This window comes from Viridibacillus sp. NPDC093762 (assembly GCF_050279675.1).
Lineage (GTDB): Bacteria > Bacillota > Bacilli > Bacillales_A > Planococcaceae > Viridibacillus.
Map to the genome: position 1 here is coordinate 163,906 of NZ_JBNNUK010000003.1, position 25,689 is coordinate 189,594.

At 37.0% G+C, this 25,689-nt stretch carries 23 protein-coding genes and 1 other annotated feature; of the genes, 2 read left to right on the forward strand and 21 right to left on the reverse strand.

Annotation, left to right across the window (positions count from 1 at the left end):
• The first annotated feature begins 102 nt into the window (after window positions 1-102).
• Window positions 103-546 carry an RrF2 family transcriptional regulator gene (locus ACQKM9_RS06255; protein ID WP_427733534.1) on the forward strand — a complete coding sequence of 148 codons (444 nt, stop codon included), beginning with the start codon at window positions 103-105 and terminating at the stop codon, window positions 544-546.
• Window positions 547-705: 159 nt separating this feature from the next.
• On the opposite strand, the gene rplT is transcribed toward ACQKM9_RS06255, so the two are convergent.
• From rplT to citZ, 18 genes are all read right to left on the reverse strand, one after another.
• Window positions 706-1,065: a 50S ribosomal protein L20 gene (gene rplT / locus ACQKM9_RS06260; protein WP_038187728.1), complete on the reverse strand. Its 360-nt coding sequence runs from the start codon at window positions 1,063-1,065 to the stop codon at window positions 706-708.
• Between the two features lie 54 nt (window positions 1,066-1,119).
• Entirely contained in the window at window positions 1,120-1,320 is a 201-nt protein-coding gene (rpmI, locus tag ACQKM9_RS06265; protein WP_038187730.1) for a 50S ribosomal protein L35, read from the reverse strand.
• Between the two features lie 37 nt (window positions 1,321-1,357).
• Window positions 1,358-1,864 carry a translation initiation factor IF-3 gene (infC, locus tag ACQKM9_RS06270; protein ID WP_038187731.1) on the reverse strand — a complete coding sequence of 169 codons (507 nt, stop codon included), beginning with the start codon at window positions 1,862-1,864 and terminating at the stop codon, window positions 1,358-1,360.
• Window positions 1,865-2,231: 367 nt separating this feature from the next.
• A complete protein-coding gene (locus ACQKM9_RS06275; RefSeq protein ID WP_427733535.1) occupies window positions 2,232-3,422 on the reverse strand; it encodes an iron-containing alcohol dehydrogenase in 1,191 nt (396 codons plus the stop codon).
• Between the two features lie 247 nt (window positions 3,423-3,669).
• On the reverse strand, window positions 3,670-5,604 hold the full coding sequence (gene thrS, locus ACQKM9_RS06280; RefSeq protein ID WP_427733536.1) for a threonine--tRNA ligase: 1,935 nt from the start codon (window positions 5,602-5,604) through the stop codon (window positions 3,670-3,672).
• Window positions 5,605-5,767: 163 nt separating this feature from the next.
• Window positions 5,768-6,010 (reverse strand) — a binding site (T-box leader).
• A 75-nt stretch (window positions 6,011-6,085) separates the two neighbouring features.
• Window positions 6,086-7,030 carry a primosomal protein DnaI gene (dnaI, locus tag ACQKM9_RS06285; protein WP_427733537.1) on the reverse strand — a complete coding sequence of 315 codons (945 nt, stop codon included), beginning with the start codon at window positions 7,028-7,030 and terminating at the stop codon, window positions 6,086-6,088.
• Entirely contained in the window at window positions 7,017-8,444 is a 1,428-nt protein-coding gene (locus ACQKM9_RS06290; protein ID WP_427733538.1) for a replication initiation and membrane attachment family protein, read from the reverse strand. Before ACQKM9_RS06290 ends, dnaI begins: the two co-directional genes overlap by 14 nt.
• A 23-nt stretch (window positions 8,445-8,467) precedes the next feature.
• Window positions 8,468-8,935 (reverse strand): transcriptional regulator NrdR, encoded by a 468-nt coding sequence (gene nrdR, locus ACQKM9_RS06295; protein ID WP_053416602.1) that lies wholly within the window; start codon window positions 8,933-8,935, stop codon window positions 8,468-8,470.
• Between the two features lie 241 nt (window positions 8,936-9,176).
• Complete coding sequence (locus ACQKM9_RS06300) at window positions 9,177-10,199, reverse strand: glyceraldehyde-3-phosphate dehydrogenase (RefSeq protein ID WP_427733539.1); 1,023 nt, start codon at window positions 10,197-10,199, stop codon at window positions 9,177-9,179.
• A gap of 133 nt (window positions 10,200-10,332) precedes the next feature.
• A complete protein-coding gene (gene coaE, locus ACQKM9_RS06305; protein WP_427733540.1) occupies window positions 10,333-10,929 on the reverse strand; it encodes a dephospho-CoA kinase in 597 nt (198 codons plus the stop codon).
• Window positions 10,930-10,942: 13 nt separating this feature from the next.
• Window positions 10,943-11,815, reverse strand: coding sequence for a bifunctional DNA-formamidopyrimidine glycosylase/DNA-(apurinic or apyrimidinic site) lyase (mutM, locus tag ACQKM9_RS06310; RefSeq protein WP_427733541.1), 873 nt, complete (start codon window positions 11,813-11,815; stop codon window positions 10,943-10,945).
• Between the two features lie 12 nt (window positions 11,816-11,827).
• Window positions 11,828-14,455, reverse strand: coding sequence for a DNA polymerase I (polA, locus tag ACQKM9_RS06315; protein ID WP_427733542.1), 2,628 nt, complete (start codon window positions 14,453-14,455; stop codon window positions 11,828-11,830).
• Window positions 14,456-14,781: 326 nt separating this feature from the next.
• Window positions 14,782-16,326, reverse strand: a complete 1,545-nt coding sequence (gene pnpS / locus ACQKM9_RS06320; protein WP_427733662.1) for a two-component system histidine kinase PnpS — start codon at window positions 16,324-16,326, stop codon at window positions 14,782-14,784.
• Window positions 16,326-17,039, reverse strand: coding sequence for a winged helix-turn-helix domain-containing protein (locus tag ACQKM9_RS06325; protein WP_427733543.1), 714 nt, complete (start codon window positions 17,037-17,039; stop codon window positions 16,326-16,328). The genes pnpS and ACQKM9_RS06325 overlap by 1 nt, the downstream gene beginning before the upstream one ends.
• A 49-nt stretch (window positions 17,040-17,088) precedes the next feature.
• Window positions 17,089-17,565: a MaoC/PaaZ C-terminal domain-containing protein gene (locus tag ACQKM9_RS06330; protein WP_427733544.1), complete on the reverse strand. Its 477-nt coding sequence runs from the start codon at window positions 17,563-17,565 to the stop codon at window positions 17,089-17,091.
• A 143-nt stretch (window positions 17,566-17,708) separates the two neighbouring features.
• Window positions 17,709-18,647: a malate dehydrogenase gene (mdh, locus tag ACQKM9_RS06335; protein ID WP_427733545.1), complete on the reverse strand. Its 939-nt coding sequence runs from the start codon at window positions 18,645-18,647 to the stop codon at window positions 17,709-17,711.
• An 81-nt stretch (window positions 18,648-18,728) separates the two neighbouring features.
• Entirely contained in the window at window positions 18,729-19,994 is a 1,266-nt protein-coding gene (gene icd / locus ACQKM9_RS06340; protein ID WP_427733546.1) for an NADP-dependent isocitrate dehydrogenase, read from the reverse strand.
• A gap of 81 nt (window positions 19,995-20,075) precedes the next feature.
• Window positions 20,076-21,191: a citrate synthase gene (gene citZ / locus ACQKM9_RS06345; protein ID WP_427733547.1), complete on the reverse strand. Its 1,116-nt coding sequence runs from the start codon at window positions 21,189-21,191 to the stop codon at window positions 20,076-20,078.
• A gap of 216 nt (window positions 21,192-21,407) precedes the next feature.
• On the opposite strand from citZ, the gene ACQKM9_RS06350 reads away from it, so the two are divergent.
• Window positions 21,408-22,415 (forward strand): AI-2E family transporter, encoded by a 1,008-nt coding sequence (locus ACQKM9_RS06350; protein WP_427733548.1) that lies wholly within the window; start codon window positions 21,408-21,410, stop codon window positions 22,413-22,415.
• Here the strand turns inward: ACQKM9_RS06350 and ACQKM9_RS06355 are convergent.
• The 3 genes from ACQKM9_RS06355 to pfkA form a co-directional block, all read right to left on the reverse strand.
• Window positions 22,396-22,785 (reverse strand): FxsA family protein, encoded by a 390-nt coding sequence (locus tag ACQKM9_RS06355; protein WP_427733549.1) that lies wholly within the window; start codon window positions 22,783-22,785, stop codon window positions 22,396-22,398. The genes ACQKM9_RS06350 and ACQKM9_RS06355 overlap by 20 nt on opposite strands.
• Before the next feature lie 63 nt (window positions 22,786-22,848).
• Window positions 22,849-24,609 carry a pyruvate kinase gene (pyk, locus tag ACQKM9_RS06360; RefSeq protein WP_427733550.1) on the reverse strand — a complete coding sequence of 587 codons (1,761 nt, stop codon included), beginning with the start codon at window positions 24,607-24,609 and terminating at the stop codon, window positions 22,849-22,851.
• A 22-nt stretch (window positions 24,610-24,631) separates the two neighbouring features.
• Window positions 24,632-25,588, reverse strand: a complete 957-nt coding sequence (gene pfkA / locus ACQKM9_RS06365) for a 6-phosphofructokinase (RefSeq protein WP_427733551.1) — start codon at window positions 25,586-25,588, stop codon at window positions 24,632-24,634.
• Between the last annotated feature and the right edge of the window lie 101 nt (window positions 25,589-25,689).

The window sequence follows — 25,689 nt, forward strand, 5'->3', positions numbered from 1 at the left end:
ATACATCTTTAACATAAAAGACACATTTAAAATACATCTTTTAAATTTTTAGACACAATTCAATGCCATGGTATAATGTAAAAAGAAATGGTGGTGAATCAAATGCGTTTAACTTTGTATACGGATTATTCTCTACGTGTCTTATTGTATCTTGGCGCGAAAGACATTGAAGATCTCTCTACAATTAAAGAAATTTCAGATGCTTATGGTATTTCTAAAAACCATTTGATGAAGGTTACGCACGAACTCGGAAAATTAGGTTACATTGAAACTGTTCGAGGTAGAGGTGGTGGTATCAGATTAGCTTTAAAACCAAAAGATATTATCATAGGAAAATTAGTTCGACAAACCGAGGAGGACTTCTACCTTGTAGATTGTTTTAATCCAGAATCAGTGGGCTGTATTATTTCACCTGTCTGCAGTTTAAAGGGTGCCCTAAATAAAGCATTACATGCATATATTGCCGTTCTTGATGCCTATACATTAGATGATTTTCTTCATTCCAAAGAGGAATTGGCTGCACTGTTATTTCCTGACCAAAAATAAAAAGAGATAATCTCTTGATCAAAAGTGATTAAAGATTATCTCTTTTTTATTTGCAAAAAATACAAACAATTGCACATGCTATACTCATGTCTTATTTCTCTAACAAAAAAACTCATGAATCATAGATTCATGAGTTTAAATCACGCTAGAAAGCATGAATTATTTTGCGATTGCTTGTTTAGCAGCATCTGCTAATTGAGCAAATGCTTGTGCATCAGTTACTGCTAAATCAGCTAACATTTTACGGTTAACTTCGATTTCAGCAAGTTTTAAACCGTGCATTAAACGGCTGTATGAAAGACCGTTTACACGAGCTGCTGCATTGATACGTGTGATCCATAATTTACGGAAATCACGTTTCTTTTGACGACGGTCACGATAAGCATATTGACCTGACTTCATTACTGCTTGGTTTGCTACTTTATAAAGAGTATGTTTAGAACCGTAGTACCCTTTAGCTAATTTTAAAACTTTTTTACGACGCTTGCGCGTTACTGTACCGCCTTTTACGCGTGGCATAGTGATTACCTCCTGCTATTCATATATTATGAATTTGTATGTTTTCGAATCGAATTATTTCATGTAAGCAAGTAGAGACTTGATACGTTTGTAGTCTCCTGAAGAAACTAATTGACCTTTACGTAGGTGACGTTTCGCTTTAGTTGATTTGTTCGCGAATAAGTGGCTACCAAATGCGCGGTCACGTTTTAATTTACCAGTACCCGTTCTTTTAAAACGTTTCGCAGCACCACGGTGAGTTTTCATTTTTGGCATGTCGAATTCCTCCTAAACTGTTCGTGTAACTATAAAATTACTCTTTTTCGTTCTTTGGTTGTAAAACTAAGAACATGCTACGGCCTTCCATCTTCGGTTTTGATTCAACCGTAGATACTTCAGCACAAGCCGCAGCAAAGCGGTCTAATACACGTTGGCCAATTTCTTTGTGCGTAATTGCACGACCTTTAAAGCGAATAGATGCTTTAACTTTGTCTCCTTTTTCAAGGAACTTGATCCCGTTACGTAGTTTCGTTTGGAAATCGTGTTCATCAATAGATGGGCTCAAACGAACCTCTTTCATCACGATAACTTTTTGATTCTTACGCACTTCACGATCTTTCTTTTGTTGCTCGAATTTAAATTTACCATGGTCCATAATACGAGCGACTGGCGGTTTGGCCTGAGGAGCCACAAGGACAAGATCCAGATTGGCGCGTTCGGCAATCTCCAAAGCTTCGTTACGTGTCTTAACTCCTAGCTGATCACCGTTATGATCGATAACACGAAGTTCACGTGCGCGAATACCTTCGTTTACATACATGTCTTTGCTAATAACAATCCACCTCCGAATAGTGTCGCGAATACATGGTTTGGGCTATTTGCCCGATGACCGGTACGAATATTTCGATGTCCACAAAAAAACGAGCGGACATAGTCGAAATGTCCGCCCGCCGATATATGTACACGCCTAAATGCGTGATCCGTTCTATCATGTAACCTGTAAACATCATGTGATGAGTCAAACAGGTGAGAAGCGGGCAGCCTCTTCTTCAACCACAAACTTTGTATTCATTAACCTTTCTAAATTTATCATGTCTATTCGCTAATGTCAATGATTTTACTCGACGTTTTTCAAAAGAAAAAGTATTTACGCTTAAATAAGCGTAAATACTTTAAATTAACTTATGTTAACTATTCACTAAAACCTGTTCTTTAACCGGGAATTTGCATGCATTACGAATAATTTCTTGAACTTGGTCTAATGTTGGTTTACGTGGATTCGATGCGGCGCAAACATCTAACATCGCATTTTTCGCTAATGTTTCGATGTCTTCATCTTTCGCACCAAGTTCCGCAAAACCAGCTGGAATACCTAAATCTTTTGATAAACGCTCAATAGCAGCGATAGCAAGATCTGCTGCATCACGTTGGCTTAAGCCTTCTACGTTTTCGCCTAAGTGTTTAGCAATTTCTGCGAAACGATCTACTTTTGCCACTAGATTGAAACGACATACATGTGGCAGTAAAATTGCATTACATACACCGTGCGGTAGGTCATAGAAACCTCCGAATTGGTGTGCAATTGCGTGGACATAGCCTAGTAAGCCATTGTTAAATGCCATACCTGCTAAAAATTGTGCATAAACCATTTGTTCACGAGCTTCCATGTCTTCACCGTTTGCTACTGCACGTGGTAAATATTCTACTACTAACTGCATCGTCTTCACTGCACATGCATCCGTAATTGGCGTAGCAGCCGTGGATACAAAGGATTCAATCGCATGTGTTAGTGCATCAAGACCAGTAGCCGCAGTTAATTGTGGAGGCATACCAACCATTAACTCAGGATCATTAATCGATGCAAGTGCAGTAACATGCTTATCTACTATCGCCATTTTCACTTTTCTTGTAGTGTCTGTAATAATGGTGAACTTCGTCATTTCGCTCGCCGTTCCAGCAGTTGTATTAACAGCAATAAATGTTGGTAAAGGATTACTTGATAAATTGACACCTTCATAATCTGAAATTTTACCACCATTCGTTGCTACAATGCCAATGCCTTTAGCCGCATCATGTGCACTACCTCCACCCAATGACACAATCGCATCACAGCGTTCGTTTTGGTATACTTCCAATCCTTCTGCTACATTAATATCCGTTGGATTTGGTACGACTTTAGGGAAAATTGCTACATCCACACCAGCGTCACGAATAATTGTTGCTAGTGTTTCGGATAAACCTAATTTGTGTAATCCCTCATCTGTTACAAGAAGTGCTTTTTTTACGTTGTAGCCCTTTAAACGACTACCTACTTCTCGAATTGTCCCAGCTCCAAATAAATTAATAGACGGCATATTAAATTCGCTTTGTACACCCATGGATAAATTCCTCCTTAGACTCAAATGGTTTGTAATTACATGCAATAACTACTTTTCTAGTATCATCTATACATCAAGTAATCTCAACTTCTAAATTTGGCGTATTCTGTATTTAAATAAGGAAATAAGGTAACTCAAAGCAAAGGTTTTATCAAAAAATAGCAGATGATATTTTTTAGAATTAAGAACATACAAAAAGGTGACTGGACATTAATGTCCCAGCCACCTTTTTAATATTAGATATTACTTATTCAAAAGAAACGTCAGCTTTTAAATTCGCTAAGAAATCTTCAATCGCAATGCTTTCAGAGTCTTGAGAGCCATAGCGACGGACGTTTACACTACCTGCTTCTAATTCTTTATCACCTAATACAAGCATGTAAGGAATTTTCTTCATTTGTGCTTCACGGATTTTGTAGCCAAGTTTTTCTTCACGATCATCCATTTCAACACGGAAGCCTGCAGCTTGAAGTTTTTCTTCTACTTGTTTTGCATAGTCAAAGTGAACTTCGTTTGATACAGGGATGATTTCTACTTGTACTGGCGCTAACCAAGTTGGGAATGCACCTTTGTATTCTTCGATTAAGAAAGCTACAAATCGTTCCATTGTTGATACAACACCACGGTGGATAACAACTGGACGATGTGGTTTACCATCTTCTCCAACATAGCTCAAATCGAAGCGTTCTGGTAATAAGAAGTCAAGTTGAACTGTTGATAAAGTCTCTTCTTTACCGATTGCAGTTTTTACTTGTACATCAAGTTTTGGACCATAGAATGCTGCTTCGCCTTCAGCCTCGAAGTAGTCTAAGCCTAGCTCATCCATTGCTTCTTTTAGCATGCCTTGTGCTTTTTCCCACATTGCATCGTCATCAAAGTATTTTTCAGTATCTGCTGGGTCACGGTAAGACAGACGGAATGAGTAATCATTTAAGTCGAAGTCTTTATAAACACCTAGCACTAATTCTACGACGCGTTTAAATTCTTCTTTAATTTGATCCGGACGAACGAAAATATGCGCATCGTTTAGAGTCATACCACGTACACGTTGAAGTCCCGATACAGCACCTGACATTTCATAACGGTGCATTGTACCAAGTTCAGCAATGCGTAATGGAAGGTTACGATATGAGTGCATTGACGATTTATAAACCATCATATGGTGTGGACAGTTCATTGGGCGTAATACAAATGTTTCGTTATCTACTTCCATTGGTGGGAACATATCATCTTGATAGTGTGCCCAGTGTCCAGAAGTTTCATAAAGTTCTTTAGAACCTAACACCGGAGTGTACACATGTTTGTAACCAAGAGATAATTCTTTGTCTACGATATAACGTTCGATTGTACGACGGATTGTTGCACCGTTTGGTAACCATAAAGGTAGTCCTTGACCTACTTTTTGAGAAGTAGTGAATAATTCAAGTTCTTTACCAATTTTACGGTGATCACGTTCTTTTGCTTCTTCTAACATTTGAAGGTGTGCTTTTAAATCGTCTTTTGTGAAGAAGGCTGTTCCGTAAATACGTTGTAGCATTTTGTTATCTGAGTTACCTCTCCAGTATGCACCGGCGATTGATAACAATTTAAATTCTTTAATTTTACCTGTAGATGGAACGTGTACACCTCGGCAAAGGTCGAAGAAATCGCCTTGTTCATAGATCGACACTTGCTCATCTGCAGGAATAGCTTCGATAAGTTCTAATTTATATTCATCATCAATTGCAGTGAAGCGCTCGATTGCTTCATCACGTGATATGTCTTGACGCGTGATGATGATGTTTTCAGAAATGATCTTTTTCATTTCTTTTTCGATTTTTGGAAGATCATCAGCAGTGATTGGTTCTGGTGAGTCGATATCGTAGTAGAAACCACCTTCAATTACTGGACCTACTCCAAGTTTTACACCTGGGAACATACGCTTTACAGCTTGCGCTAAAAGGTGAGCTGTAGAGTGACGCATTACTTCTAATGCATCAGCATCTGAAGGTGTTACGATTGCAATGTCACCGTCTTCTTCTAGAGGTGTTGTTAAATCTACTAATTGTCCGTTAAATTTACCAACGATTGCTTTTTTACGAAGTCCTGGGCTAATTGATTGTGCAATTTCTTCAGTTGTTGTACCTTTTGCAAATTCCTTTACTGCGCCATCTGGGAATTTTAAATTAATCATGTCTGCCATTTTGTGATCTCCTTTTAATTGTATTTATTTTAGCCTTACGAGAGGTTAGGACCGCACGTAGCGGGTCACACAGTCGTTGCAACAGGACGTGGCGTTTTTAGACTGTGTTCCTTGAAACGGGCCGCTTCAGCATTTAGTTGAAAACGCAAAAAAGCCCCATCCCAAAAGGGACGAGGCTGTATTCTCGTGGTTCCACCCTTCTTCCTTCTACTGCCCGCACTTAATAGAATGCAGGTATAGACGAAGCTCTCGATCGGCTAACGGGCCGTTACCGTCGACAATTACTAGTACATTCACTGTCGCTGCTCCAAGGGGGTAAATGAGTTGCCGTACTAAGAAGCTTCCAGCCTAGGCTTCTCTCTCTAAAAGTCGTACAAAAAATTGTTGTCCTTTTCAAAGCATTTTTTATATTATGACTGAAAGTATACGCTCGATTAAGTTTAAAATCAAGTAGGAAAAAAAGTCGTACAAAAAATTGTAACTATTTCTGATCTCTTCTGTTTTGCCCACTCATTCGAATTGGCGTCGTCAAAGCTTTAATACGTTCCATAATTCGTGAAGCTTTTAACATATCACGATCACCTTTTTGGTTATATGCTAAATGGTCTTCTAATTCATCGTATCCAAGATTAGATGTGATAAATGTCGGTAATTGCTCCGCCATTCGATAATGAAAGATTGTTCCTAAAATTTCGTCACGCGTCCAACTCGACAACGTTTCTGCTCCTAAATCATCTAGCATTAAAACAGGTGCCTTTTTCACAAAATCGATTTTCTCTTGTAAAGATTGATCTTGGATCGAACCTTTCATTTCACGTAAAAATTCGGGTACAAATACTACAACCGATTTGATTTGTAAAGTTGCCAGTTCATTGGCGATAGCCCCTAATACAAAAGATTTACCGACACCAAATTCACCGTATAAATAAAAACCTTTCTGAGGAAGTTCACCCGTTTCTTTAAATTCACGAACGAAATCTGCTGCTCTATTGGCGATATTCACACGTGAATGGTCATCAATCATTAAATCTTTGATTGTCGCTCTTAACACTTCTTTTGGCATATGCATACTCGAAATCATAGAGGCCGCTTTACGACGCTCATCTTCCATGCGTTTTTGTTGGCACGGTGTATATTCGACTTCTATTGAATCACGAATAATAGACAATTTCGGTATAAATCCCTTTAATGCATTTTGACATTTTACTACGGATGGACATGCATCACAATCATGTTGTTGACCAGTATACTCATATAGTTTAACGAGACCACGGTCTACCATATCTTTATTTACTTCTTGATCATTGTCAGCTAGAAATTGCTGGACACCTTTATTTTCAAGAATTTCTCGCTTCATTTGCTCGTATCGTTCTTGAAAAGTTTGTGAATCCATCACTTTTCTAAGTTGATTATTAATCGGTTCCATGTGAATCCACCTGCCCTTCTTCTATTCCTAGTTTTTCTAGAATTTTACGTCTTTCCTCTTCAAAATCGGTATCACTCTTAGTTACTTCTTTTGAAGTTTCTTTCATAGTAGCTTCTTTCTGAGGTTTCTTTTCTTTATTTTTCTTAAACCAGTCAGGCACTTTTTCTTCCCGACCACCGCTGTATCGTTTTTTCGTTGCTGGTTTTTGCTCAGCTGTTTTCCATTCCATATACTGCTTATGCTCATTACGCGCTAAGTCCATTGCTTCTTTCGTCGTTTTAACACCTTTTCGAATCCAATGAGAGGCAATCTTTTCGACATAGTTTTTAGTTAACTTCATGTCTGTACGTAAAAGAACATACTGAAGCAAGGCATTTACAACACCAATTGGCATTTGATATTGCAGAACAAGATTTTGAGCAAGCTGAATGTCAGCAGGAATTGGTTCTTTCCCATCTGCAATATCACGCAAGACATCAATTGGAGCGGTTGTTTCTAGATAATGAATCAATAACTCTTCCTTAGTCTGCAATGCTTGCTCTTTTGTATTATTTTTGTCTGCATCATTAACGACCGATTGGAAAGCTTGTTGCATTGCAGGTGGTTCTGTTGAAACAGTCAATTTGTAATAATCAGCTGCTGATTTCTTTAATCTTGACTCGGATAACGTCATATGATCATCTAGAGCAAGCATAACAACTTTTTGCATATCTAATGGTGTTAAATGATATAAAAAAGCTAACTTTGCAATTGTTGAATTCGCTTCAGCTGTAAGCGCTGAAGATGGTACAAGTTGTTCTGACAATCCAGCTCTAAGTAAAGAAAAATCAAAGTCCTCGTAGTTAAATGGTAGTTCTTTAGGTTTCTCTTTTCCCTTAACTGTCTGCTCATTCTCAAAGGAAGGTAAATGATGCTGCACAGGACGATAAACATCTGTAAATGTTCTTGACACTTCCTGATAGCCATCATTTGATGGACCCTTCTGAACGAAACGTTGGCGCAATTGTCTATAGGCTTGTTCACCAATTTTGCTAAATAAAAACATGGATAATAAAGGATCATTAAAAAAAGCCGATGCTTCTAAAGGCGGCATCACGTCGTACATAAATGAACGTACATCCTCAGAATCTTTACGCCAAGTGCGCATTAAACCAATAGCTTCTAATGCGATGCGCGACTCGAAAATCTTTGCGATCGGCATATCAAGTGAGTTCATCAAATGGTAATGTGATAATTCAGCTTCAGTCGTACTCTCCCCTTCAGCCCAAAGCATAAAGTATAAGCTAATGGGCTCAGCACCTATTAAAGGCTGATATAACAGAGTAATAAGTTGGCGATCGTAGCTAGATACGGGAAATGGCATTCGAATGGACAATCGATCAACGGGCTGTAGTTCTTTATATAAATGCACCACGATCACCGTCCTCCATATCACATTTACTTGTCATCGGATTGTCTTTCTATTAATTCTTTTAATTCATCAATAAAGACATTAATATCTTTAAATTGACGATATACAGAAGCAAATCTTACATAAGATACTTCGTCAATTTTCGCAAGTCGATCCATAATCATTTCCCCGACATCTTCTGTTTTCACTTCTGAGTTACCGATTCTACGTAGATCTTGTTCTATAGCAAATACTAATTCCTCTAATTGATTAAGGGCTACTGGTCGCTTTTCACACGCTCTGATAAGACCTCGCAAAACTTTTTCACGGCTAAACTCCTCACGTGAGCCGTCTTTTTTCACGACGATTAATGGCATTTCTTCTACTTTTTCAAACGTAGTAAAACGATATGCACATGATTCACATTCTCGGCGTCTACGGATTGCTTTATTGTCATCTACTGGTCTTGAATCAATAACCTTTGTTCCATTAAACTGACATGCTGGACATTTCATATTTTTTCTCTCCTGATTGCAAAACATTTTAGTTTATCTATTATATCAAATAATGCCTTAAAAAATCGAAAAAATGCAGTGGAAATTCTCAGATGTGTGATAAAGATACTGTTTTTAGCCAATATAAGGTCGATACTAACAGAAAAAACAGACATATGTTCACATTAATATGATGTTTTTTCTACCCTTAAACTAAAAAACCCTTTCTAGTACACTACTAGAAAGGGCCTTATTATTAAAATTAAACGTTTACAGAAGCCTTTAGAGCAGCTGCAACTTTTTTCGTTAAATCTACGACGCGTGTTGAATAACCCCACTCATTGTCGTACCAAGCAAGCACCTTCACTTTACGACTACCAATTACCATTGTAGTTAGGCCATCGATTGTAGCTGACGCTGGGTTCGTATTAAAATCCACGGATACCAAAGGTTCCATTGTGAAGTCTAATATGCCTTTTAGTGAACCAACTGATGCTGCTTTGAACGCTTCATTCACTTCTTCAACCGTAACATCATTGTTTAAATCTACTACTAAATCTACTAATGAAACATTTGGTGTTGGGACACGAAGCGCCATACCATGTAACTTACCTTCTAGTTCTGGTAATACTAGAGTTAGAGCTTTGGCAGCTCCTGTAGAAGTAGGGATAATTGAAGCCGCACAAGCACGAGCACGACGTAAGTCTTTATGTGGGTTATCAATATTTTTTTGATCATTTGTATATGAATGCACAGTTGTCATTAAACCGTTGTCGATGCCAAAAGTATCATTCAATACTTTTGCAACTGGCGCAAGACAGTTTGTAGTACAACTTGCGTTTGATATTACATCATGTTTTGTAAGGTCTAATTTTTCGTCATTAACACCCATTACAATTGTTACATCTTCATTTTTCCCAGGTGCTGTTAAAATAACTTTTTTAGCTCCTGCTTCTAGATGCAATGCTGCTTTTTCACGAGCATTGAATTTACCTGTTGCTTCAATAACGATATCAACATTCATTTCTTTCCAAGGTAAGTTCAAAGGATCACGTTCACTAATAAGTTCAACACGTTTACCATTTATGATTAGGGCTTTTTCTTCAAATTGAACATCCCCATCAAATCTTCCGTGATTTGTGTCATACTTAATCAAATGTGCTAACGTTTCAGCCGGGTAACTAGCATTAATTGCAACAATATTTAAATCATCTTGAAGTATCGCTTGACGGAACACCATACGGCCAATACGGCCAAATCCGTTAATAGCAATAGAAACTGTCATGAATAATATCCTCCTGTAATTGCGTTATACTTATTTTATTAATTCGAAAATTAGTATAACACATTTTAAGGAAAGTAAAACCTATTATGAGGAACATTTAAAAGTTATTCAATTCAGATTTTTCAAAAATACCTTAAGTGATTACATTCCACTTACATAATATTTTATGCAATTGTTCTTTCGTTGATTCGAGAGATTTATTATTATATATAACCGCATCAGCGCCTTTTTCCTTTTCTGATAACGGTAATTGAGAACTAATTCTCGCCTTAGCATCCTTTTCAGATAAATTATTTCGTTCCATTAAACGCTTTAATTGTGTTTCTTCTGTGACAGATACAACTAAAATCTTCTCAACGAAATGGTGAAGGCGACTTTCAAATAATAATGGGATATCCATTACGACATTGCTTGCACCATTTTTTAATAGTTCATCACGTTGACGAAGCATCTCACTACGAATAGCCGGATGAATAATATCATTTAACGTTTTACGGGCTGCAGGATTCTGGAAGATAATATCTCCTAGTTTAGGGCGATTAAGCGTCCCATCATCTAGCAATACATCTTCGTCAAATGCTTCCACTATTTGTTTTAGTGTTTTTGTTCCAGGTTCTACTACTACACGTGCTACTAAATCAGCATCTATAATAGGTAAATTTAACTCTTTTAGCATTTCTGCTACTGTACTTTTACCACTCGCAATACTTCCAGTTAATCCAATAATCATCTATATCACACCTTTAATGTTGGCAATTTGGGCAATAAACTGAGTTTCTGCCACCAATTATCTTTTGTTTAGTATCTCCATTACAAGACGGACAAGTCTTTTTCCCATACATCTTCAATCGACGTTGCATACTACCCGCTTCACCATTAATATTTCGGTAATCCGAAATGGTCGAACCACCAACATCAATACTTTCTTGCAAAATATGAACAATTGTCTCAAAAAGTTTAATTTTACGTTCTTTACTAATTCGTGACAGTTTTCGAGCTGGATGAATATTCATTTTAAACAGCGCTTCTGTTGCATATATATTCCCGCAACCTGCAATCACGTGTCCATCCATAATCACTTCTTTAACTGCCTTATTTGCATACTTCGTTAAATTTGCTTTCTCAAGAAAATGAGATAGCGCTTCATCTGAAAAAGGTTCAGGAGCCATTTCAAGTAGTGGTGGATGCTCTGCTAGCTCATGTAAAAAGCGCATTTCTCCAAAACGGCGAATATCCGAATAGACAAGCCAATTTTCATCATCGAATTGAATTAAAACATGCGCATGCTTTAGAAATTTCTCTTCTGTAATATCACTAAGTTGCGTTACATGGAACCATGCGCCCGTCATACCTAAATGGTTGACGAGCAAATATGGATTTCCTTCTTTCTCCAAGTGGAAAAATATATATTTTGAGCGACGTTCAATGCTTGTAATAGTCATTCCTTCAATCGCTTGTTGGAAATAATTAGGATCAACTACTTTTATAATACACTCTTTACCTTGCTCTTTCGCTTGTTTAATAACCTTTGAAATTGTCACATGATGAATCGTTTTACCCGTAACGAACGGTTGTAATGAACGCACAACACCTTCTACTTCTGGTAATTCTGGCATGCGATCACCCCTTTATTTTGTATCATACCAAGTTGGACCAAATGCAAAATCGGCTCTAAGTGGTACATTTAGTTCAAATGCTTTCCCCATCACTTCTGGAACTAATTTTTCGAGAATTGGAATTTCCTCTTTTGGTGCTTCGAAAATTAACTCATCGTGCACTTGTAGAAGCATTTTCGTTTGTAAATTTTGTTCTTTTAACGCTGCTGCCATATCTATCATTGCTTTTTTTATAATGTCGGCTGCACTACCTTGAATTGGTGTATTCATTGCAGTACGCTCCGCAAAGCTACGTAAATTGAAGTTTGAACTTTTCAGGTCTGGCAAATAGCGACGTCGATTTAAAATAGTGGTCACATAACCATGTTGCTTCGCTTCTTCCACTATATTTTTCATATAGTCTTGTACACCTGGGAAGCTAGCAAAATAACGTTCAATGAAATCTGCTGCTTCTTTACGTGTAATATTTAAGTTTTGAGATAAACCATAATCGCTAATTCCATAAACAATTCCAAAGTTAACTGCTTTTGCTGCACGACGCATATCCGACGTTACTTCCTCTTCTGCTACGTGAAATACATTCATCGCTGTATTTGTATGAATATCCAAACCATTCTGGAATGCATTAATTAAGTTTTCGTCACCACACATATGAGCTAATACACGCAACTCAATTTGCGAATAATCGGCTGCAAAAAGGAGCCATTCTGGATTTGATGGAACAAATGCTTGGCGAATTTTACGGCCTTCTTCAAGTCTTACAGGAATGTTTTGCAAATTTGGATCTGTTGAACTTAAGCGACCTGTTGATGTTAACGCTTGTTGGAATCTTGTATGAATTTTTTGATCTTCTTCGTGAATTTCTTTCAATAATCCCTCTATATATGTTGATTGTAATTTCCCAAGCTGACGGTACTGTAAAATATGACGAATAATTTCGTGTTCTGGCTCTAGTTTTTCTAATACATCCGCTGCTGTTGAATAACCTGTCTTTGTTTTCTTAATCACAGGTAAGCCCAATTTTTCGAACAAAATAACCCCGAGTTGTTTCGGTGAATTTATGTTGAAGGCTTGACCAGCAATTGAATAAATATCTTCTTCAATTGCTTTTAGTTTCGTTGTTAGATCATGCCCCATTTCAACGAGTCGTTCACGATCAACTGTAATACCTTCGCTTTCCATTTCACTTAATATGGCAGCAAGTGGTAACTCTAACTGTTTATACAGCTCAAATTGTTCATTTTCTCGAAGAAGCTGTTCTAATTTCGGCTGCAAAATGAATACAGCATTGGCTTTACGACAAGCATGCTCCGCCACAGATTCTATTGCCGGAGTGGCTTTCTTTGCACCTTTACCATATACATTGTCATTGGATAATACATCAGTATACCCAAATTCTCTTGAAATCGTTGCAACATCATCAGAAGGTATAGCGGGATTCACAATATATGCCGCTAAGAGCATATCGAATTCCACTCCTGCTAATTTAATACCATCACGTAATAAAGCGGCTTGCGCAGCTTTTGAATCAACCATATACTTCTGCTTTGAAGCATCTTCTAACCATTCTTTTAATGATGCTGAAGCCATTGCTTTGTCGTAAGGAATATAATATGCTTGCTTGTCGTCCACTAATGCAATACCAAATCTGTCGCAAGTATGATAGTGCTCATCAGCAAGTTCAATATGTACAGCCATCGCATCTTGTAACTGATCTGCTGATACATCTTCTAATATAGAGAAAGTTAGTTCCTTTGTTGTTGTTGCTTCTGATTGAAACTCACTTTTTTCGATTAAAGATTTAAAAGATAAATCTTGCCATAAAGAAAACAACTCATCTACATTTGGACCATCGTACACTAAGTCATCAAGTGTAATAGTAATAGGTGATTGACGATCAATCGTCGCTAACTGTTTGCTCATTTTCGCTTGCTCTTCATTGGTCGTAAGTTTTTCTTTTAACTTTGCACCACTCACTTGTTCTACATTTTCATATAGTTCTTCGATTGTTGGATATTGTTTTAATAATTTGATGGCTGTTTTTTCACCGACTCCAGGTACTCCAGGTATATTATCTGATGCATCACCCATAAGACCTTTCATATCAATAATTTGCTCTGGCGTTAAGCCATATTTCCCTTGAATATGATCCGGTGTATATTTTTCAATATCCGTCATGCCTTTACGTGTAATATAGACAGTTGTATTATCTGATGCAAGCTGCGTTAAGTCTTTATCTCCACTAACCACGATTACTTGTAGCTTTTGTTCTTCAGCTTTTTTACTTAAAGTACCGATAATATCATCTGCTTCGTACATTTCTAGTTCATATTGTTTAATACAATATGCATCTAATAATTTTCGCAAATATGGGAATTGCTCTGAAAGTTCAGGTGGTGTTTTCTGACGTCCACCTTTATATTCTCCGTATGTAGAATGACGGAACGTCGTTTTACCAGCATCAAATGCAACAAGCATTTTCGTTGGTTTCTCCTCTTCTAATATTTTCTGTAGCATCGTAGTAAAGCCATAAACGGCATTTGTGTGAATACCGCTATCATTTGTTAATAATGGTAATGCAAAAAATGCTCGATATGCTAAGCTATTGCCATCTAAAAGTAGTAACTTTTCTTTTGTCATATATATATTCTCCTCTTACTTTTTCTCTATTTTGAGCTGTTTTCTTTATATGTTATTATGCACGGAATTTCTTTTTTCCTAAACGTCAAAAAGCCGTCTCTCCCTTCTATCTTACCACGCGTGTAAGTAGAAAGGAAAATGACGACTGATACAAATACGAAAAAATGTTCGTATTATTAAATCACTGTATTCTGCTTTTTAAATTCTAAAAAAAGAATCTAGGGTAAACCTAGATTCTCACTTCCAAAACACTGGTTGAAGGGGGCTTCGAATATTATATTAACAAAGGATTATGAAGAGTATATATATATATTGTAAACATTGTGTTAATTTGGTTGTTTTTCTGGCAAAATAACACGCATTGTCGTTCCTTTACCAACTACACTCTCCACTTGAATTTTACCGTGGTGCGCCTCTATTAAATGCTTCACAATTGCAAGACCAAGACCTGTTCCACCAGAATTACGACTACGTGCTCGGTCGACACGGTAGAAACGTTCAAAAATTCTTGGGATTTCAGGTTTTTCAATTCCAATTCCCTCATCGATTATTTCAATGACACCACTTTTGTTTTGTTCATATAATTTTACTTTAATTTTCGTATTCTCTGGCGAGTAAGTAGTCGCATTTGTCATTAAATTCATCACTACCTGGATTAGTCGATTTGCATCTCCTTCAACTACAACATCCTGCTCAATTTCCGCTTCGAAAGATATGTTTTTTTCCTCAAGACGTGGCACTGTCATTTCAGTCGCCCTTACAATTACATCCTTTAAACTTGTACGAGCAATGTTGACAGTAAAACCATGCTTTTCAATTTTCGATAACTCAAGCAAATCTAAAATAAGCATCTGAAGGCGATTACTCTCTTTATTAATAATTTCTAAAAAGGACAATAATGTACCTTGTTCTTTGTAAGCACCGTCTAATAATGTTTCAGAAAAGCCTTTTATCGATGTAATAGGGGTACGTAATTCATGCGATACATTTGCTACAAAATCCTTACGTATTTGCTCTAGCTTTTTCAATTCCGAAATATCATGCATGATAATTACAATCCCTAGCCAGTGACCGTGTTCTCCTATTACCGGAGCTCCATATACTTCCATATGGTGGAATTCTTGTTGGATTTCTATTTGCATTTGTTTACGGTATGTTATTTCTGTCATAAAGACGTGATCGACAAATTGCTCTAATTCATTCGGTAATCCTAATTCGCGGAAAACCTGTTTATAGACTGTATCATGAGGCACATCGAATAATTCCAAAAACACTTTATTTACAATAGATACATGCCCTTCCTTGCCAATCATTATAAGTGCACTACCCATATTTTCTATTAGCGTTTTTAGACGTTCTTGCTCCATCTCGCGAATCATCATAATATCTTGCAAGTTCCGAGCAAGAATATTAACCGCATTACTTAGTTGTATCGTTGGTGATTCTACATTTTCATATGCCCTTGCACGATAATTTCCTTTTGCCAACTCTAACGCTGTATTTGTTACATTATCTATAGGCTGAGCCAAATTCTTTATCAAGCGTGAAGTAATAACCATAAGTAGTATAAAGGTTATTATCAAAGTGACAATAAGCATAATCCATAGTCGAATTCGTATATCAGCTAATTCATTTCCGCCAAAATCAAGCGGTAGGGCATTTATTATAGACTGTTCTTGATCTACAGTTAAATCAATACTTTGCTTTTCTATTGCACGTAAAATATTTTCATGTGATCGAATGGAATTAGAGCGTATAGAATCCTCTACATATACAGGAAAAAGCTGGCCTAGTATAAAACCAAGACCAGCTAACGCTGTACCATACAGAAATCCAAAAGAAATGAGCAACCTAACTTTAAGAGATTTCATCATAGCTTCGGCTCCTCGAATTTATAGCCTAACCCTCTTATTGTTTTAATGAATTTTGGTTTACGACTATTTTCTTCAATTTGTTCACGCAAGTGACTAATGTGTACATCAACAATCCGCGTATCTCCTGCAAAATCATAATTCCACACAGCACTTAATAGCTGATCGCGTGTTAACACACGATTTTTATTTTCTAATAAATAGACAAGAAGTTCGAATTCTTTTGGAGTGAATTCTAATACTTCCTCTCCTAAGAAAGCTTCAAACCGATCAGGTAATACTTGCAGTTGTCCAAATGAATACGTTTGTTCAACATGCTCCTTTTCTTCCATCACTACTTCTGTCACTTTAGAACGGCGTAAAACAGCTTTAACCCTAGCCATTACTTCACGTGGACTGAATGGCTTTGTCATATAATCATCTGCTCCAAGCTCAAGACCAAGTACTTTATCGAACTCATCGTCTTTTGCTGTTAACATAATAATTGGTGTATTGATTTTCTTAATACGTAGCTCTTTACAAACTTCCATGCCGTCCATTTTAGGTAACATTAAGTCTAATAAAAGTAAATCTGGCTTTTCCAAAATCGCTTTGTGTAAGCCTTCTTTCCCATCGTTTGCAATCACTACTTCATATCCTGCCTGTTGGAGATTGTATTGTAATAATGTTGCAATTGAAATTTCATCTTCTACTACAAGTATTTTATATGTCATGTTTTTTCCCCCGCAATTGATTTGAAACCCCCATTTCAAACCTTTGCTACTAGATTTCTTCTTTCTTATTTGCAGAATCATCTTGTTCACGATTCGGCGGATTTACTGTCATTTTACCTTGCATCACTAGTAGGCCTTCATCATTGCGTCCTTCAATATTCACAGTTACTTCATTAAGCTCAATATCCACTTCGGCTACTTCAAGTAAAATATGAATCGTATCATAATGATATACCGGTTGCGGATATTCAAATTGTTGCGAAGTAATATAAGAACCAGGACCCGGAATATATTTTGAGATAGCTGATGTTACCACACCATTCAACATGATTGTAGGTACTACAGGTTTTTGAAAACTAGTCTGTGAGGTAAATTCATGTTGTATGTATAGAGGATTACTGTCATTGGTTAAGCCGAGATATAATAGTAAGTCTTTATCTTCGATTTTCTCCGTTAGCTGTAATGATTCGCCAACAGACAACTCTTGAATTTTTCTACCTAACTTTCTCTTCTTGCCAAGTAACACATTATTCCCCCTTAAATAATTTGGTATTTCAATAGTAACAATAATCAGTAAAAAAAGACAGTATGATTGTATACAATATCATATTATCTGAATTTTTTTATAAAAAAAACGAGTAGGTAAAAACCTGCTCGTTTAAAAGGATATTAAGCAAGAACTTTCATAACGTTGTTAACTGCTTCTGCAGAGTTATCCAAAGCCTCTTTTTCGTCAATTGTTAAATCCAATTCAATAATTCTTTCGATACCGTTAGCACCAAGAATAGTTGGTACACCAAGGTAGATATCATTGTAACCATATTCGCCTTCTAAGTAAGCAATTGATGGTAATACACGACGTTGGTCTTTAATTATTGCTTCAGCCATTTCAACTAATGCTGCAGCTGGAGCATAGTAAGCAGAACCGTTACCAAGAAGGTTTACGATTTCAGCACCACCGTTACGAGTACGATTAACGATCTCTTCTAAACGCTCTGGAGCAATTAGTTTTTCTAGTGGAATACCACCAGCGAATGAGTAGCGAGTAAGTGGAACCATAGTGTCACCATGACCACCAAGTACAACACCAGTAATATCTTTAACTGAGATGTTTAACTCTTCCGCGATGAATGCACGGAAACGAGCTGAATCAAGAACACCCGATTGACCGATAACGCGGTTTTTAGGGAAACCAGATTCTTTGTAAACTGTGTAAGTCATTGCATCAACTGGGTTTGTTAAAACAATAATTGTTGCTTTTGGAGAGTATTTTACAATTTCTTTTGTTACTGCTTTCATAACGCTTTGATTGATCAGAACTAAATCATCGCGACTCATTCCTGGTTTACGAGCAACCCCAGCAGTAATGATTACTACGTCAGAATCAGCAGTATCAGCATAATCAGAAGTACCCTTTACACGTGCGTCAAAACCTTGTACTGGAGAAGCTTCGAACATATCAAGAGCTTTACCTTTTGTTGGGTTTTCAGCTTGTGGAATGTCTACTAATACAACATCACCAAGTTCCTTCTGTGCAGCTAAGAAAGCAGATGTAGCACCAGTGAAGCCCCCACCAATTACAGAAATTTTACTACGTTTCAAAGTCATTCGAATACACTCCTTTGATAATAAATATAAAGAGGGAAAAGGGGAAAAAATCCCCAATCCCCTCATTCATCTAGTCTAATATTACAGGTTTTTAATTAGTTCGTCAGCAAATGCAGAACATTTTACTTCTGTAGCGCCGTCCATTAGACGAGCAAAGTCGTAAGTTACAACTTTAGAAGCAATTGTTTTTTCTACTGATGCAGTTACTAAATCTGCAGCTTCTTTCCAGCCTAAGTGTTCAAGCATAAGAACGCCAGAAAGTAATACTGAAGATGGGTTTACTTTATCTTGTCCAGCATATTTCGGTGCTGTTCCGTGAGTAGCTTCGAAGATCGCATGTCCACTAACATAGTTAATGTTAGCTCCTGGAGCAATACCGATACCACCAACTTGAGCAGCTAATGCGTCAGAGATGTAGTCACCGTTTAAGTTCATAGTTGCTACAACATCAAACTCTTTTGGACGAGTTAAGATTTGTTGTAAGAAGATATCAGCAATAGAATCTTTTACTAAGATTTTACCAGCAGCAAGTGCTTCTGCTTGTGCTTTATCAGCAGCTTCAGCGCCTTCAGCTTCTTTGATTGCATCATATTGGTTCCAAGTGAATGTTTGGTCAGCAAATTCAGTTTCAGCTAATTCGTAACCCCAAGTTTTGAATCCACCTTCAGTGAACTTCATGATGTTACCTTTGTGAACTAAAGTTAAAGATTCGCGTTTTTCATTAATAGCATAGTTAATAGCAGCGCGAACTAAACGTTGTGTACCTTCTTTAGATACTGGTTTAATACCGATACCTGAAGTTTCTGGGAAACGGATTTTGTTAACGCCCATTTCAGTTTGAAGGAAGTTGATAAGTTTTTTAACTTCATCTGAACCTTCAGCATATTCAATACCTGCATAGATATCTTCTGTGTTTTCACGGAAAATAACCATATCAGTGTCTTCAGGACGTTTAATTGGAGAAGGAACACCTTCGAAGTAACGAACAGGACGTAAACAAACATAAAGGTCAAGTTGTTGACGTAATGCTACGTTTAGAGAACGGATACCGCCACCGATTGGTGTAGTAAGAGGTCCTTTAATTGCGATTAAGTATTCATTGATAGCGTCAAGAGTTGCTTGTGGTAACCATTCACCAGTTTGGTCGAATGCTTTTTGTCCAGCAAGTACTTCTTTCCACTCGATAGATTTTTCACCATTGTAAGCTTGTTTTACTGCTGCATCGATTACGCGTGATGCTGCTGCCCAAATATCTGGACCTATTCCGTCACCTTCGATGAATGGAATGATTGGATTGTTTGGTACTTTAAGTACGCCATTTTCAACTACGATTTTACCGTTAGACATGAACTTATTGCCTCCTAATATTCATAATCAAAGGGCAGATGCCAGAACCTAGCGCTGCCCTTGACTTTTTTATTATACCAATTATCTTTCGTTTACAGGTACATATTTTTGCATTCCTGGTCCAACATACTCTGCACGTGGACGAATTAAACGATTGTTAGCATATTGTTCTAAAATGTGAGCTACCCATCCAGATACGCGTGAAACCGCGAAGATTGGAGTGAATAAATCGTGATCGATACCTAAAGAGTGGTATACAGATGCTGAATAGAAATCTACGTTTGGTGGTAGATTTTTTTGTCCAGTCACCATTTCATGGATTTTCACTGACATTTCGTAATATTCTGGTTGACCAGTTAATTTAGTTAACTTCTCAGACATAACTTTTAAGTGCGGCGCACGTGGATCACCTTTACGGTATACGCGGTGTCCGAAGCCCATGATTTTAACTTTGTTAGCTAATTTATCGTTAATATAATCTTCAACTTTATCAACTGAACCGATTTCAGAAAGCATTTTCATTACTTGTTCGTTAGCGCCACCATGTAAAGGACCTTTAAGTGCGCCAATTGCAGCTGTAACACCTGAATATACATCAGATAATGTAGCTACACATACACGAGCAGTAAATGTAGATGCATTTAATTCGTGGTCAGCATGTAATACTAATGCTTTGTTGAATGCTTCAACAGCGATTGCTTCTGGTTCTTTACCAGATAACATATAAAGGAAGTTTGCAGCGTAACTTAACTCTTTTTTAGGTGCTACCGGTTCTAAACCTGCACGAATACGAGAGAAAGCAGTTACAACAGTAGAAATTCTAGCTTGCAATTTGATTGCTTTACGATAGTTTGCATCGTCAGACATATCCTCAGCATCTTCATCATATAAAGCTAGTAAGGAAACTGCTGTGCGTAATGCAGCCATTGGGTGAACAGATTTGATGTCATAAGTTTTAAAGTGATCTAATACCGCTTGTGGCACTTCCATATTGTCAGCTAATTGTTGTTTCAATTCAGCTAATTCGTCTGCTTTAGGAAGACGTGTGTGCCATAGTAAGTAAATTACCTCTTCAAAAGATGCATTGTCTGCTAAGTCATCAATATTGTAGCCAACATATGTAAGAGTATCATCAATAATAGAACTGATTTTAGTCTCTGCTGCTACGACACCTTCTAATCCGCGTGTTGCTGTCATAATATATCGCTCCTTCTCCAATTGTATTAGATAACATTTACAAAATTACATAAATGCAACCTACGTTTTTTCGATATGAACCTATAACTAAATCGCTTACATTGCTATTATAATAAATTTTGACGGCTTTGTGAATGAAAAGGCTGTATTTCATTTGAAAAACAAAATTTAGACAGAAATATCGTATTTTGTAGAAAAAAATAAACATTAACTAGGATGAAAAAATCACATTTTTTAAAGGATGATGTTTTGTTACAAGAAAAAATCAAAAAATCCACAATGTATCGAATCCAATTATCCATACTAATTGCTCTACTTTTAGTGTTGTGTTGGTTAGTTTTACCTGTATCTCTAGCGATTTTAACGGCTTATTTCGCATATCCATTACTAAAGTATTTAATCTCAATATTAAAACTGCCTCGATGGCTCGCAGCATTAACTACTGAAGTTATTATTTTATCCATTTTTATCGCAACTATACTATTTTTAATTTCTGTTTTAATCGAAACTTTACCAGAGATTAAACGCATAATTACACAAGTTGAGTTTTTCTCCAATATGCAATCAATGCTACTACTTAATATACAAGAGAAATTTGTTTCCCTAGTAGATATGGCTATGGAGTCGCTCGTAAATATTGTGCAATCCACCTTCCATAATCTAATTAATTTTACTTTTTATCTAGTAGCCTTGTATTTTGCTTTATATGAAACAAGCAGGAATAGATTATGGTTTTTTATCTATTTACCTGCTCGCTTTAGAAAACCTATTCAACGTGTTTATGAAGAAGCTTCTCAATTATTCGGTTATTTTCTGTCAGTAGAATTACGTTTATTACTCCTGACATTTGCTCTTTTATCTGTAGGCTTAATGGTACTTGGCTTTTCATTTCCCGTTGGAAAAGCATTACTCATCTCTGTAGCAGATAGCCTTCCCTTTTTAGGAATCGGTATCTTCCTAATTCCAATGAGTATATATTTTTTTATAACAGGTAATCACTTACTTTGCATATATTTATTGATTCTCTATGCGGTAATTCAGCTTTCAAGACAATTCGCTGAATCGTATATGTGGGCATCAACTTTACATATCCGTTCCATTCACGCGTTTATGATAAGTGCCATTAGTTTATTACTCTTTGGCATCGCAGGTATTTTAATTAGTCCATTCTTATTGTTACTTGCTGTAAAATTAAGAAATCATCCTATTTTTGCACCAAAATAACTTGACCGTTTTTCATCTTTTTACGTAACCAATAATAAAGAATTGGTTTAAAGAGATTTCTTGTGGGACCAAAGACCAAAAGAAGACCAATAATATCAGATACAAAACCTGGCAAGACTAAAAACAATCCACCAGTAAATATAAGTAAACCATTAATCATGGCATTACCTGGTGGTTGTCCACTTTGTATTGCTTGTTGAATATCCTTAAAAGCTTTAACTCCTTGGGTTTTAGCTAAATAGATTCCTAATATACCTGTGACAATAATTAAGACTAGCGTATACATGGCACCAATTAGTTTTCCAGATATTAATACAACCGCAATTTCAATTATAGGAATCAATAATAGAAATAATAGAATTTTACGCAATTTATCCACCTCTTTTTAAAAAACAACCTCAGCTCGAATACGCTGAGGTTGTTTTTTTATTTATTACAAAATACTTGAACGTCCGTAGTAGATAACTCCAGATACTGCATCGATTGATAACTCTTGTCCATCACTTATCATTGTTGTAGCGTCTTTTACACCCACAATAACAGGAATACCTAGACTTAAGCCAACAACTGCAGCATGACTTGTTAATCCACCTTCTTCAGTAATTAACCCTGCGCATTTAGAGATAGCTGGCATCATATCACGATCAGAACCAATCGTTACAATAATTTTACCTTCAGTATCTTGCGCTAGTGCTTGCTCAGCATTTCTGACAACTAAAGCTTTACCTATAGCAGCAGATTTACCAATTCCTTGACCTTTAGTAAGCATATCGCCAATTACATGAACTTTCATCAAGTTTGTCGTACCTGCTTCACCTACTGGCACACCAGCTGTAATTACAACTAGATCACCGTGGTGAACATAGCCTTTGTTCAAACTTTCTTGAACAGTTAGCTCTAAAATTTCATCCGTTGAACTTACTTTTGGTCCAACGATAGGGAACACACCCCATACAAGTGCTAATTTGCGACATGTTTGTTCTGATGATGTAACTGAAATAATCGGTACACCTGGACGATACTTGGCGATCATACGTGCTGTATGGCCACTCTCAGTAGGTGCCAAAATAGCTGAAACTTGTAAGTTAAGTGAAGTGTAAGCAACTGCTTGGCTAATTGCCTCAGTCATGCTAGCACCTTTTTCACGGCTACGTTTACTAACGATTGCACGGTGATCCAATGAATCCTCTATGCGATTAGCAATTTTATACATTGTTTTTACAGATTCTACAGGATAAAGTCCAGCTGCTGTTTCACCAGAAAGCATGATTGCATCTGTACCATCTAAGATCGCATTTGCTACGTCACTTGCTTCAGCTCGAGTAGGACGAGGATTACGCTGCATTGAATCCAGCATTTGTGTCGCTGTAATAACCGGTTTTCCTACTGTGTTACATTTTTGGATTAGATTTTTTTGAACAATCGGTACTTCTTCTGCTGGAATTTCAACTCCAAGGTCACCACGAGCAACCATTAAACCGTCGGAAACTTGAATGATTTCATCGATATTATCGACACCTTCTTGATTCTCGATTTTCGGAATAATTTGGATATGTCCACCGTTATTATTTTCTAACAACTCACGGATTTCCAATACATCTGATGAACGACGCACAAATGAAGCAGCGATAAAGTCTACACCTTGTTCGATACCAAATAGTATATCTTGTGCATCCTTATCGGTAATACCTGGTAATTGCACTGAAACGCCTGGTACATTCACGCCTTTTTTATTTTTAAGCACGCCTGCATTTTCAACTACAGTATGAATTAATCCAGCGTCAGTATCTTTACCAGTTACACGTAATTCAATTAGGCCATCATCTAATAAAATGACTGAACCTTCTTCAACATCATTGATAAGTTTTTCGTAAGTAATAGAGAAAATTTCTTTATTGCCTAGTACTTCTGTCATTGAAACATCAATTGTTTGACCTGTTACTAATTCTACAGCGCCACTTTCCATTGAATGCGTACGAATTTCAGGACCTTTCGTATCAAGTAAAATAGCCACAACTTGTCCAGTCTTTTTCGCTGCTTCACGAATGCTTTCGATTCTTGCTGCGTGTTCTTCATGACTACCATGCGAAAAATTCAAACGAGCTACGTTCATACCTGCTTCGATTAATTGCACTAAAATTTCTTGCGATTCACTAGCGGGACCAATAGTACATACAATTTTTGTTTTTCTCATCTGTTCGACCACTCCAATTTATTTAAATCGATAATTCTTTTGATAAAGTGTACATTGACAAGTCTGTATTACGTTCTTTCTTAAATGCCTCTGCTAAGTCATAGTCTACCACCACATGGTTTCTCATGCCAACTGCAAGACCACCACGATGCTCAATTAATAATTCTACCGCTCTCGCAGCGAAAGTACTTGCTAGTACACGGTCACGTGCTGTCGGCGATCCACCACGTTGGATATGACCTAAAACTGAAACTCTTGTTTCAATATTTTTTTCTGAAAGTTTTTTTGCCAAATCACTCGCTGACATAACCCCTTCAGCAACTATAATAATACTGTGCTTTTTCCCTCTGTCATAACCTTGTTCTAAACGTGTGACAAGTTCGTCTAAATCATGTTGTACTTCAGGAATCAAAATCGTTTCAGCACCACCTGCTAGACCAGCCCATAAAGCCAAATCACCTGCATCGCGACCCATTACTTCAATGATAAATGTACGTTCATGAGATGTTGCTGTATCACGAATTTTATCAATACAATCAATTACAGTATTCAAAGCTGTATCAAAACCTATTGTATAATCTGTTCCTGGAATATCATTATCAATTGTTCCTGGCACACCTACACAAGGGAAACCACGCTTCGTTAACGCCAAAGCCCCTTGATAAGAACCGTCTCCTCCGATAACAACTAACCCTTCGATACCATGCTTTTTCAACTGTTCAATCGCTTTTAGCTGTCCTTCTTCTGTTTTGAATTCTAAACAACGTGCAGAATGTAATTTCGTACCCCCACGTTGAATAATATCCCCTACAGAACCGCGATCTAAACTTTCAATTTGTCCTTCTATCAGTCCTTGATAGCCATAGTAAATACCTGCAACTTCTAAATCATGATATAAAGCTTTCCTGACAACTGCGCGGACAGCTGCATTCATGCCTGGTGCATCTCCACCACTTGTTAAAACACCAATTTTTTTCATATGATTCATTCCTCCTACAAGCGTCACTCTTAAGACATTAACACGAAATAGTATTCTGTGTCAGTATTGTGCCGAAAGAAATAGGCTGTTTCAAGTATCCA

Bases quoted from the DNA above. Each gene is read 5' to 3' on its own strand.
- ACQKM9_RS06300 (WP_427733539.1), bottom strand. From the start codon at position 10,199: ATGACAGTTTCTATTGCTATTAACGGATTTGGCCGTATTGGCCGTATG.
- icd (WP_427733546.1), bottom strand. From the start codon at position 19,994: ATGTCTAACGGTAAAATCGTAGTTGAAAATGGCGTACTTAAAGTACCA.
- citZ (WP_427733547.1), bottom strand. From the start codon at position 21,191: ATGACAGCAACACGCGGATTAGAAGGTGTCGTAGCAGCAGAGACTAAA.
- mdh (WP_427733545.1), bottom strand. From the start codon at position 18,647: ATGACTTTGAAACGTAGTAAAATTTCTGTAATTGGTGGGGGCTTCACT.
- ACQKM9_RS06275 (WP_427733535.1), bottom strand. From the start codon at position 3,422: ATGGGTGTACAAAGCGAATTTAATATGCCGTCTATTAATTTATTTGGA.
- polA (WP_427733542.1), bottom strand. From the start codon at position 14,455: ATGACAAAAGAAAAGTTACTACTTTTAGATGGCAATAGCTTAGCATAT.
- pfkA (WP_427733551.1), bottom strand. From the start codon at position 25,588: ATGAAAAAAATTGGTGTTTTAACAAGTGGTGGAGATGCACCAGGCATG.
- thrS (WP_427733536.1), bottom strand. From the start codon at position 5,604: ATGGCAGACATGATTAATTTAAAATTCCCAGATGGCGCAGTAAAGGAA.
- ACQKM9_RS06325 (WP_427733543.1), bottom strand. From the start codon at position 17,039: ATGACATATAAAATACTTGTAGTAGAAGATGAAATTTCAATTGCAACA.
- nrdR (WP_053416602.1), bottom strand. From the start codon at position 8,935: ATGAAATGTCCAGCATGTCAGTTTAATGGAACAAAGGTTATTGATTCA.
- coaE (WP_427733540.1), bottom strand. From the start codon at position 10,929: ATGATTATTGGATTAACTGGAAGTATTGCGAGTGGTAAAAGTACAGTA.
- dnaI (WP_427733537.1), bottom strand. From the start codon at position 7,030: ATGGAACCGATTAATAATCAACTTAGAAAAGTGATGGATTCACAAACT.
- pyk (WP_427733550.1), bottom strand. From the start codon at position 24,609: ATGAGAAAAACAAAAATTGTATGTACTATTGGTCCCGCTAGTGAATCG.
- mutM (WP_427733541.1), bottom strand. From the start codon at position 11,815: ATGCCAGAATTACCAGAAGTAGAAGGTGTTGTGCGTTCATTACAACCG.
- ACQKM9_RS06255 (WP_427733534.1), top strand. From the start codon at position 103: ATGCGTTTAACTTTGTATACGGATTATTCTCTACGTGTCTTATTGTAT.
- rpmI (WP_038187730.1), bottom strand. From the start codon at position 1,320: ATGCCAAAAATGAAAACTCACCGTGGTGCTGCGAAACGTTTTAAAAGA.
- ACQKM9_RS06350 (WP_427733548.1), top strand. From the start codon at position 21,408: ATGAAAAAATCACATTTTTTAAAGGATGATGTTTTGTTACAAGAAAAA.
- rplT (WP_038187728.1), bottom strand. From the start codon at position 1,065: ATGCCACGCGTAAAAGGCGGTACAGTAACGCGCAAGCGTCGTAAAAAA.
- infC (WP_038187731.1), bottom strand. From the start codon at position 1,864: ATGTATGTAAACGAAGGTATTCGCGCACGTGAACTTCGTGTTATCGAT.
- pnpS (WP_427733662.1), bottom strand. From the start codon at position 16,326: ATGAAATCTCTTAAAGTTAGGTTGCTCATTTCTTTTGGATTTCTGTAT.